This is a genomic window from Demequina sp. NBRC 110056, from assembly GCF_002090155.1.
Lineage (GTDB): Bacteria > Actinomycetota > Actinomycetes > Actinomycetales > Demequinaceae > Demequina.
The window spans coordinates 295,681-304,774 of record NZ_BBRM01000006.1; the positions used below are offsets into that span (position 1 = coordinate 295,681).

At 71.4% G+C, this 9,094-nt stretch carries 9 protein-coding genes and 1 tRNA gene; 4 read left to right on the forward strand and 6 right to left on the reverse strand.

Going from position 1 to position 9,094, the window contains the following annotated elements:
* The first annotated feature begins 89 nt into the window (after window positions 1-89).
* Complete coding sequence (locus B7K25_RS11305) at window positions 90-362, forward strand: GlsB/YeaQ/YmgE family stress response membrane protein (RefSeq protein WP_084106149.1); 273 nt, start codon at window positions 90-92, stop codon at window positions 360-362.
* Between the two features lie 85 nt (window positions 363-447).
* Here B7K25_RS11305 and B7K25_RS11310 read toward each other — a convergent pair.
* The 3 genes from B7K25_RS11310 to B7K25_RS11320 form a co-directional block, all read right to left on the reverse strand.
* A tRNA-His gene (locus tag B7K25_RS11310) sits at window positions 448-520 on the reverse strand.
* 81 nt (window positions 521-601) lie between these two features.
* Window positions 602-1,204: an oligoribonuclease gene (gene orn, locus B7K25_RS11315; RefSeq protein WP_084106150.1), complete on the reverse strand. Its 603-nt coding sequence runs from the start codon at window positions 1,202-1,204 to the stop codon at window positions 602-604.
* Window positions 1,205-1,269: 65 nt separating this feature from the next.
* Window positions 1,270-1,737 (reverse strand): hypothetical protein, encoded by a 468-nt coding sequence (locus B7K25_RS11320; protein WP_084106151.1) that lies wholly within the window; start codon window positions 1,735-1,737, stop codon window positions 1,270-1,272.
* A 140-nt stretch (window positions 1,738-1,877) separates the two neighbouring features.
* Here B7K25_RS11320 and B7K25_RS11325 point away from each other — a divergent pair, with 140 nt between their 5' ends.
* Genes B7K25_RS11325 through B7K25_RS11335 form a run of 3 tightly spaced genes read left to right on the forward strand, consistent with a single transcriptional unit; the run spans window position 1,878 to window position 3,894 of the window.
* Window positions 1,878-2,234, forward strand: coding sequence for a GntR family transcriptional regulator (locus B7K25_RS11325; protein WP_084106152.1), 357 nt, complete (start codon window positions 1,878-1,880; stop codon window positions 2,232-2,234).
* On the forward strand, window positions 2,231-3,127 hold the full coding sequence (locus B7K25_RS11330; RefSeq protein ID WP_084106153.1) for an ABC transporter ATP-binding protein: 897 nt from the start codon (window positions 2,231-2,233) through the stop codon (window positions 3,125-3,127). Before B7K25_RS11325 ends, B7K25_RS11330 begins: the two co-directional genes overlap by 4 nt.
* Window positions 3,124-3,894, forward strand: coding sequence for a hypothetical protein (locus tag B7K25_RS11335; RefSeq protein WP_084106154.1), 771 nt, complete (start codon window positions 3,124-3,126; stop codon window positions 3,892-3,894). The genes B7K25_RS11330 and B7K25_RS11335 overlap by 4 nt, the downstream gene beginning before the upstream one ends.
* 84 nt (window positions 3,895-3,978) lie before the next feature.
* On the opposite strand, the gene B7K25_RS11340 is transcribed toward B7K25_RS11335, so the two are convergent.
* From B7K25_RS11340 to B7K25_RS11350, 3 genes are all read right to left on the reverse strand, one after another.
* A complete protein-coding gene (locus B7K25_RS11340; RefSeq protein ID WP_084106155.1) occupies window positions 3,979-4,548 on the reverse strand; it encodes a hypothetical protein in 570 nt (189 codons plus the stop codon).
* 266 nt (window positions 4,549-4,814) lie between these two features.
* The gene (locus B7K25_RS11345) at window positions 4,815-6,878 is read right to left on the reverse strand and encodes an acyltransferase family protein (protein WP_084106156.1); all 2,064 of its coding nucleotides are present in this window, start codon (window positions 6,876-6,878) and stop codon (window positions 4,815-4,817) included.
* Between the two features lie 134 nt (window positions 6,879-7,012).
* On the reverse strand, window positions 7,013-9,040 hold the full coding sequence (locus tag B7K25_RS11350) for an acyltransferase family protein (protein ID WP_084106157.1): 2,028 nt from the start codon (window positions 9,038-9,040) through the stop codon (window positions 7,013-7,015).
* Between the last annotated feature and the right edge of the window lie 54 nt (window positions 9,041-9,094).

Consider the following 9,094-nt stretch of genomic DNA (forward strand, 5'->3'; position numbering starts at 1 on the left):
CGAGCGTGCGGTCTTCCCGCGCGCTCCCAGGGACGACGGCCTAGCCTGGCCTCAGGGAGCGCGCCGCGCGACCGGACAAGGGGAGTGCCATGAGCTTCTGGGACATCATCGGGCTGATCTTCGCGGGCCTCGTCGTGGGGGCGCTCGCGCGGCTCTTCCTGCGCGGCCGCCAGGACATCAGCATGATCGTCACGATCCTGCTCGGCATCGCCGGCTCGCTCGCGGGGGCGTGGCTGTGGCGGTGGCTGGGCGGCTCCGACACGTTCGGCATCGACTGGATCGCGTTCTTCATCGGCATCGCGGTGGCGGCGCTGCTCATCACGATCTACGTCGCGATCCGCGGCCGCGCACGGGGCCGCTAGCCCGAGCCCGGACGGAGAAAGAGCGAAGGGCCCTCCCGGAATCCGGGAGAGCCCTTCGGCGTCCGTCGTCGACGGACAGCACACGGGTGGCTAACGGGACTTGAACCCGCGACCCTCGCGACCACAACGCGATGCTCTACCACCTGAGCTATAGCCACCATCGGCCCACTCGCGCGGGCCAACGACGATCATACCGTGTCCGCGGGCCGGGCCGGGACGCGGAGTCCGAGTCGTGCCTGTCAGGCGGGGTCGGACACCTTCGCCGCCGCGGCCTTCGCTGCGTCGGAGTCGGGGCCCGGCAGCGGGGCGAGGATGGTCTCGCGGTAGTAGCGCAGCTCGCGAATCGAGTCCTGGATGTCGCCGAGGGCCCGGTGGCCGCCGGTCTTCGCCGGGGCGTTGAAGAACACGCGGGGGTACCAGCGGCGCACGAGCTCCTTGATCGAGCTGACGTCCACGACGCGGTAGTGAAGGTGGTTCATGAGGTCAGGCATGTCGCGCTCGAGGAACCGGCGGTCCATGCCCACGGTGTTGCCGGCCAGGGGCACCTTGCCGGCCACCGGCACGTGCTCCTTGACGTAGGCGAGCACCTGCTCCTGCGCATCGGCCATGGTCGTGCCGTGCTCGAGCTCGGGAAGCAGGCCCGACTCGACGTGCATCGAGCGCACGAAGTCGTTCATCTGGTCGAGCGCCGCGGCCGACGGCTTGATGACGACCTGGACGCCGTCGCCGAGGACGTTCAGCTCCGCGTCCGTGACGAGGCACGCGACCTCGACGAGGGCGTCGGCCTCGGTGTCGAGGCCCGTCATCTCGCAGTCGATCCAGACCAGGGGCGTGTCAGACATGCCAACACCCTAGTGCGGCGAGCGCCGTCGCCCGTCGCCCGGCTCCGCTGCTGTGCAGGCGCACGCTACGAGGCGCCGCCCTCCGCTGGCGCGTAGGTGACGGTGCCGACCACGGCGCCCTCCTCGGCGATCCAGCCAATCGACACGAGCCAGGCGTCGCTCTGGAGCACGACGATCTCGAGGCCGGTCGAGGCCTCGGTCTCGGGCGTGAAGCCTGCGGCTTCGACCTCCGCGACGTAGGCGATGACCTCGTCCTCGCTCGGCACCTCGAACGTCGCGGTGCCGCCGCCCTCGACGCCGAACGACGCCATCAGGCTCCCGGGCGGCTCGGGCAGATCCGAGGGCCACGTCGAGGGAAGGGTGGCGTCTCCGCCGAGGTTGATGTCGAGCTCGCCCTCGCCTTCGACGGCCTCCTCGACCACGCGCTCGAGGCCTTCTTCGGCGAGGCCGTCGAGCGGGTTGGAGCAGCCCGCGAGCGCGACGGCGCCGGCGAGCATGAGGGCGCCGATCGCGGCGCGGTTCCTGGTGTGCATGATGCCCCCCTACAGGTGTGCACCACAGGATCTCACGACCGTGCGTGCGCCGCGATCCGCGCCGCAGGGGTTGACACGATCCGCGGCACATGATTACTTAGTTACTGGACTAACTAACCGATGAAGTGGAGCACCACCCGATGGACGACGGTCGGCCGCTGTTCCTCCAGATCGCCGAGGCGCTGGAGTCGCAGATCCTCGATGGCACCCTCCCTGAGGAGTCGCAGGTGCCCTCGATCAACGAGCTCGCTGCGTTCCACCGCATCAACCCGGCGACGGCGCTCAAGGGGGTGAATCTCCTGGTCGACCAGGTGATCCTCTACAAGCGTCGCGGCATCGGGATGTTCGTCTCGCCGGGCGCCAGGGCGCGCCTGCTCGAGGACCGGCGCGCGGCCTTCGCGCAGTCCCACATCAAGCCCTTGGCCGAGCGCGCGCACGCTCTCGGCCTGACCACCCAGCAGGTTCAGGACATGATCAGGAAGGAGATGGACGCATGAGCGCCATCATCGAGACCTCCGGTCTCACCAAGCGCTACGGCCGCGTGAACGCCGTCGACGACGTCAGCATCTCGCTCGAGGAGGGCGGGATCCACGGTCTGCTCGGCCGCAACGGCGCGGGCAAGACCACTCTCATGCAGCTGCTCACCGGCCAGGAGTTCCCGTCCGCGGGCACGACCACCGTGTTCGGCGAGCGTCCGCTCGAGAACGCGGCCGTGCTGCGCCGGACGTGCTTCATCAAGGAGTCCCAGGTCTACCCGGACGACTTCAAGGGCAAGCACGTGTTGCGTTCCGCCCCGTGGTTCTTCGACAACTGGGACGCCGCGTTCGCCGAGCGCCTGGTGCGAGCCTTCGACGTGCCGCTGGACCGCAAGGTCAAGAAGCTGTCGCGAGGACAGCGCAGCGCGATCGGCGTCATCGTGGGCCTCGCCTCGCGGTCCGAGCTGACGTTCCTCGACGAGCCCTACGCCGGTCTCGACGCCGTCGCGCGCCAGCGCTTCTACGACCTGCTGCTCGAGGACTACGCCGCGCACCCGCGCACCGTGGTGCTCTCGACCCACCTCATCGACGAGGCGGCCGACCTGCTCGAGCGGGTGCTGGTCATCGACCAGGGCCGCATCGTCATCGATGCCGCCACCGACGAGCTGCGCGACAGTGCCACCACCCTCGTGGGCCGCTCGGGCGACGTCGACGGCTTCGCCGCCGGTCGCGAGGTGATCGACCGCACGACGCTGGGCGGCATCGCGTCCGTCACGTTGCTCGGGCTGAGCGACGAGGACCGTCGGGCCGCGACGGCCGCGGGCCTCGAGACCACCCGGGTCTCGCTCCAGGAGCTCATCGTCAACCGCACCGGCGGCGGCCGCGCCGCCACGACCGAGGAGGACGCGGCATGACCGCCACCGACACCGTCACCACCCGCCCGGCCACCGCATCGGCCGCCCGGCGCATGCTCAACGTGGCACGACTCCACGTCGCCAACCCCGTGCCGACGCTCGTGCTCCCCGTCTTCATCACCCTCGTCATCTTCGGGCTCAACGCCGCGATCTGGGCGCTCGTGGTGAACATCGCCGGGGGAGCGGACAACCTCGACTCGAACGCGTTCTCCTACAACGGCGGCATCACGTGGATCATCGTCTTCATGATGGTGGTCGCCGTGCAGGCGATGAACCTGACGTTCTCGTACGCGATCGGCCTGTCCGTCACGCGCCGCGACTACTACCTGGGCACGTGCCTGTACTTCCTCGCGCTCGCGGTGGGGCACTCCGCGTGGCTCACCGGCATGGCCGCGATCGAGCGATCGACGGACGGCTGGGGCGTCGGCGGGTACTTCTTCGCCCCGTTCGGGATGTGGCAGGAGTCTCTCGCCATCATCGCCCTCGGCTACGTGACGACGATGCTGCTGAGCTTCTCGATCGGCGCCGCCGTCGCCACCATGTGGGTCCGCTGGAGGGCCTACGGTCTGTACGCGTTCTTCCTCGGCCTCGCCGTCGTGCTGGTGGGCGCCGGATGGGCCATCACCGCGGCCGACGCGTGGCCGTCCGTGGGCGACTTCCTGGTCTCGACGCCGCTCGAGCAGCTGTTCCTGTGGACCCTGCCCCTGACAGCGCTGTGCGGCGTGGTCGGCTTCCTGCTGCTGCGGCGGGCAACCCCGCGCGGCTGAGCCGCGCCGCTCCCACGACGAGGGGCCGATGCACGCTCAGGTGAGCGCGCATCGGCCCCTCGTGCTCATGGTGCGAGGACGGCGTCAGGTGGCGGAGACGTTCGACAGCAGCACCGACGGGTCGCCGTTGAGCGTGTCCAGCACCACCGTCATGCTCCAGCCGTCGGTCGACGCGGAGTACGCGACGCCGGCGGGCGGCTGCTGGGATGCGTCCTTCTCGCTCACGTCCCATCCGGCTGCGGTGAGGGACTCGAGGTAGGCGTCCTGCGCCGCGACGTCCGCGACCAGGATGTTCGCGTTCCCGAGCCCGGTGTCGTCGGTGATGGCCGTCCAGGAGGCGATGAGGATGCTGCCCTCGGGCACCGGCACCTCCGACGGCCAGTCCTCGGGCAGGGACGCGTTCGCGAGGCTCAGCGCGCTGTCCGACCCATCGGATCCGCCCGCATCCTCCTGGGAGGCCTCCTCGGTCGAGCCCTCGTCGGCGTCGGGCGCCGCATCCTCCGCCGCGTCCTCTGCCGCGTCCTCCACCGCGGCGACGGCCTGATCGATCGCGCTCTCGGCGTCGGCCTCGTCGTCGCCCGAGCTGCACCCGGCGAGCAGCGCTGCGCCAAGGGCGGCCGCTGCGAGCATGCCTGTGGTTCGTGCGATGGTCATGGTGTTCCCCCTCGTGGTGTGTTCGCTCAGGAACCCCCGTCAGGGCGCGCAGCAGCCGTCGTCGATGCGGGCTGCGTCGGCGACGCGCGGCGATGTGCCGCGTGTGGTGTCCGCACTCCGTGCCCCCCGGTCGGATCCCCACCAGGCGCTCGGTCGCCATCGGGCCTGGTCCATCGACTGTCCCATGGGCGCGCGGTGGTCGCAACCGCGCCTGCGGAGCGCGCGGGGGCGTTCGGTGCGTCGGTGCTGCACGTCAGTAGTGCGCGTCAGGACGACGCCACGACGCACGACGCCGCGGGGGTGTCGGACGATGGGTAGGCGACGGCGAGCGCGTCCGCGATCCGGGCGCCGCGCTCCGTGTATCCCTCGGTCGTGTAGTGGATGCGGTCGGGACCGAACCACGAGTCCTCGACCTCTGCGCGCCAGTCGTAGACGCGCAGGTTGGGGTAGCGGGTGCAGGCGTCGACCAGGGCCTCGTTCATCTCGACCATGCCGTCGTCGGCGTAGGGGCCGTTCTGCTTGAGCGTCTTGACCGTCGGCCACAGCACGGGGTCGTCGCCCACCTTCTGCATGATCAGATCGATCCGCTGTGGAAGCGGGTACGCACCGCCGACCTTCTGGTTCGCGACCTCGTTGATGCCCATCGCGATGACCCAGCAGCCGTGGTAGCCAGCGTCCACGCGCTTCTGGACGGCCTCCTGAGCGTTCGGCTGGCCGTTCCACCTCTCGACGATCGAGCGCGCACCGAGCACGTCGGTGTCGACGTTCTCGACGCCGACGCGGTGATACTGCGCCGGGATCTGGTCCTCCGTCGGGGTGCCCTCACCCACCAGGCCCAAGGAGGTCGAGTCGCCCACGTGGACCACGGAGACGCACGACGTCATCCCGTCGGAGGCCGTGGTCGGTTCGGCGGTCGGCTCGGTCGAGGGCTCGGTCGTGGGCTCAGCGGACGGGGTGGCCTCCGGTGTCGCCGTGGGCTCGGGAGTGGGCGCCGTCGAGGTCGAGATCACCGACGCGGTCTCGGTCGCCGGGAGGTCGGCGGCGCGTCCAGGGTGCGGGACGAGGGCGACGGCGAGGACGCCGATCGCAAGGCCGAACGCACCGGTCACGACCACGGCACGGCCGCGCTCGGCGGAGGCGACGTCGCCCTCGGAACGGTGGTGCGCCGTGCTGATCCCGCGGGTCTGCGGCCGTGCGAAGGCGCGTGAGAACGCGCCGCGGAAGCCGTAGCGGCGGATCGGGTCCTCGAGCCAGCGCCAGCTCGCCTCGGCGAGCGCGATGGTGATCGCCAGGACGACGGCCAGCCTCAGCCAGGACAGGCCACCGAACAGCTCGATCGGCAGCGCGACGAGCACGGGCAGGTGCCACAGGTAGATGCCGTAGGAGCGCTCGCCGATCCACCGCAGCGGCTCCCAACCCAGCACCGAGCCCAGCCACGACCTCGCGTAGGAGGCGGTGGCGACGACCGCGACGGTGGCGAACGACAGCGCCAGCAGGCCCCACGAGTAGAGGCTGAGGTCGTACTCCTCGACGGTGACCATCAGCCACACGATGACGCCGAGGCCCGCGACCCCGAGCACCTCGAGCGGCCACGGCGCGCGCTCGCGCTGGTGCGCCAGGTGGCGGCCGTCCCCCGTGCCGCCACCGCCCGCGCGAGCCCGCATGGCGATGGCCACGATCGCGCCGATCAGCAGCCCTCCGGCGCGCGTGTCGGTCCCCTCGTAGGCGCGGGTGTTGTCGAAGCCCGGCTCGGCGATGGCCCACAGGAGGAGGAAGGAGCCCGCCGCGAGCGCACCGGTGGCGACAGCGGTGCGCCGGTAGCCGCCCTTGAAGAGGGTGAGCAGCCCCAGCAGGATGAGAGGCCACAGGATGTAGAACTGCTCCTCGACGGCCAGCGACCACAGGTGGTCGAACGGGGTGGGGTCCGAGAAGCGGTCGAAGTAGCTCTGGTCCGAGGTGATGGTGTCCCAGTTGGCCATGTAGAGCAGCCCGGCGAACGCCTCGTGGATGGCCGCGTGCAGGTGCTCAGGGCGTGTCAGGGCCGTGGCCGCGACGACCACCACGAGCATCACCACGAGCGCAGGCAGGAGTCGGCGCGCGCGGCGCAGCCAGAAGTGCGCGAGGTCGAGGTTGCCCCGTCGCTCCCACGATCCGAGCAGGATCGATGTGATGAGGAACCCGCTCAGGGTGAAGAAGACCCCCACGCCCATGAGGCCGCCGGGCATCCAGGTGATGCCTGCATGGAACAGGATGACGCCGACGACGGCGATCGCGCGGATCCCGTCGAGCCCTGGGCGGTACGCGGACGAGTCTCCTACGGGGCGAGGCATGGGCCCTCCGGGGTGAGGCGGGTCAGTCGGGTGGCCCCATTGTGGCGGCTCATCAGTCGCGGCGACGGGGTGCCGCGCGGGAGGCGGCCGTCAGCCGGCTGGCCGGGCCGCCTGCGTCGGGAGGGAGGGTCGGCTCAGCGCGATCCGACGTTGCAGCCGGCGGAGGACCCGTCGCCCGCCGGGAAGGCGACGGCGAGCGCGTCGGCGATCCGTGCCCCCCGCTCGACGTATCCCGCCGTCGTGTAGTGGATGCCGTCCGCCTGGAACCAGCCGGCCTTCGCCTCGGAGCGCCAGTCGTAGACGCGCAGGCTCGGGTGCGCCGCGCAGGCCTTCGCGAGAGCGGCGTTGAACTCCTGCATGCCCGCGTCGGCGTAGGCGCCGGTGTCGAGCCTGGTGACGGCGTTGACCCACAGCACCGGGTCGTCGCCGGTCAGCGACAGGATCCGTTCGATGCGCTCCTCGACGGGGTACGCGCCGCCGACCGCCTGGTTGGCGGCCTCGTTGATGCCCATCGCGATGACCCAGCAGCCCTGGTAGCCGTCGTCGACGCGCTGCTCGACCGCGTCCTGGGCGTTCGGCTCACCCTTGAAGCGCTCGACGATGGATCGTGCCCCGCGCACGTCCGTGTCGACGGCGTCGACGCCCACCCGCGCGTACTGCGCAGCGATCTGCTTATCGGCGGGCGTGCCCTCGCCGACGAGCCCGAGCGACGTCGAGTCGCCCACGTGCACGACCGAGGTACAGCTGGTCCGCGGGCCGGCGAAGGTGACCTCGACGCCGCCGCTCTCGCGAAGCTCGCCCGCCGTCGCGCTGGGAGTCGCGGCGATGGGTGGCACGACGGGCTCCGCGTCGGGCGCGACCGGCAGGGCCTCCACGACCTGCGGGGCGGCCGAGGCCGTGGCCACGGCTCGCTCTACCCTCACCGTGAGGGCGACGGCGGCGCCGGTCGAGGCGACGACGACGGTCGCCGCGATCGCGGTCGAGGCCAGTACCCTGCGTCCGAACGCCGCCTCCGGTGCGACGCGGCGTCCCGCGGCCTCGGCCCACGTGCGCAGGCGCCGGGCCACGGCGTCGAGCCACCACCGCAGGCCGAGGACCCGGATCGGGTCCTCGAGCCAACGCCAGCTGGCCCAGGCGAGCACCAGCGTGAGCGGGACGGCAAGCGCTGCCGTCCACGGTCCGAGCGCGGCCGGCAGGAAGGCGATGATGGGCATGTGCCAGAGGTAGATGCCGTAGGAGCGCTCGCCGAGCCACCGCAGCGGAGCCAGCCCCAACAGCCAGCCGACGAGGCCTCGCTGATGTGAGGCAGCCGCGACCACGACGGCGGTGGCGACCGACAGGAGGGCAAGGCCGCCGCCGTAGAGCGACATCGCGTACGCGTCGGTCGTCGCGAGCTGCCAGCCGACGACGGCCAGCGCGACGAGCCCGAGGATGTCGAGCCACCAGGGGGTGCGCTCGGGGGAGGGCTTCGACGAGCCGGTCCTGAAGGCGACCATCGCGATCGCGAGCGCCGCGCCGATCAGCAGGCCGCCCGCGCGGGTGTCGGTGCCCTGATAGACGCGGGTGTGATCGAAGCCGGGCTCGGCCAGCAGCCACATGGCGAGGAACGACACGGCCGCGAGGCCGAGCGTCGCGCCGGCGACGCGCCACAGCCTGCGGCGCGTGAGGGCGAGCAGGCCGAGCAGCAGCAGCGGCCACACGAGGTAGAACTGCTCCTCGATCGCCAGCGACCAGAGGTGGTCGAGCGGCCCAGGGCCGGCGAAGCGGTCGAAGTACGACTCGCCGGCAGCGATCGTGGTCCAGTTGCTCGCGTACAGCAGGCCCGCGAGGGACTCTCGCAGCCGTGCCATGCCGTCGGCCGGGGCGATGACGGCGGTCACGCCTAAGGTCACCGCGACGACCGCGACGAGCGCAGGCACGAGGCGACGAGCGCGCCGCAGCCAGAAGCGGCCGAGGTCCAGGTCGCCTCGCTCCTGCCAGGTGCGCAGGAGGATCGTGGTGATGAGGAAGCCGCTCAGGGTGAAGAAGACGCCGACGCCCATCAGCCCGCCCGGCGCCCACGGGGCGCCCAGGTGGTACGCCACGACGCCGACGACGGCGAGCGCTCGAAGCCCGTCGAGGCCGGGGCGATAGGTGGCGTGCGAGCCCACCGGACGCGGCATGCGGTGGTCCTTGTCGTGCGGGGTCCTTCACCCGCGCCGGGGCCGACGCGGGGC

Excerpts from the sequence above, each read along its gene's own strand:
- B7K25_RS11305 (WP_084106149.1), top strand. The coding sequence starts at position 90 with ATGAGCTTCTGGGACATCATCGGGCTGATCTTCGCGGGCCTCGTCGTG.
- orn (WP_084106150.1), bottom strand. The coding sequence starts at position 1,204 with ATGTCTGACACGCCCCTGGTCTGGATCGACTGCGAGATGACGGGCCTC.
- B7K25_RS11320 (WP_084106151.1), bottom strand. The coding sequence starts at position 1,737 with ATGCACACCAGGAACCGCGCCGCGATCGGCGCCCTCATGCTCGCCGGC.
- B7K25_RS11325 (WP_084106152.1), top strand. The coding sequence starts at position 1,878 with ATGGACGACGGTCGGCCGCTGTTCCTCCAGATCGCCGAGGCGCTGGAG.
- B7K25_RS11330 (WP_084106153.1), top strand. The coding sequence starts at position 2,231 with ATGAGCGCCATCATCGAGACCTCCGGTCTCACCAAGCGCTACGGCCGC.
- B7K25_RS11335 (WP_084106154.1), top strand. The coding sequence starts at position 3,124 with ATGACCGCCACCGACACCGTCACCACCCGCCCGGCCACCGCATCGGCC.
- B7K25_RS11340 (WP_084106155.1), bottom strand. The coding sequence starts at position 4,548 with ATGACCATCGCACGAACCACAGGCATGCTCGCAGCGGCCGCCCTTGGC.
- B7K25_RS11345 (WP_084106156.1), bottom strand. The coding sequence starts at position 6,878 with ATGCCTCGCCCCGTAGGAGACTCGTCCGCGTACCGCCCAGGGCTCGAC.
- B7K25_RS11350 (WP_084106157.1), bottom strand. The coding sequence starts at position 9,040 with ATGCCGCGTCCGGTGGGCTCGCACGCCACCTATCGCCCCGGCCTCGAC.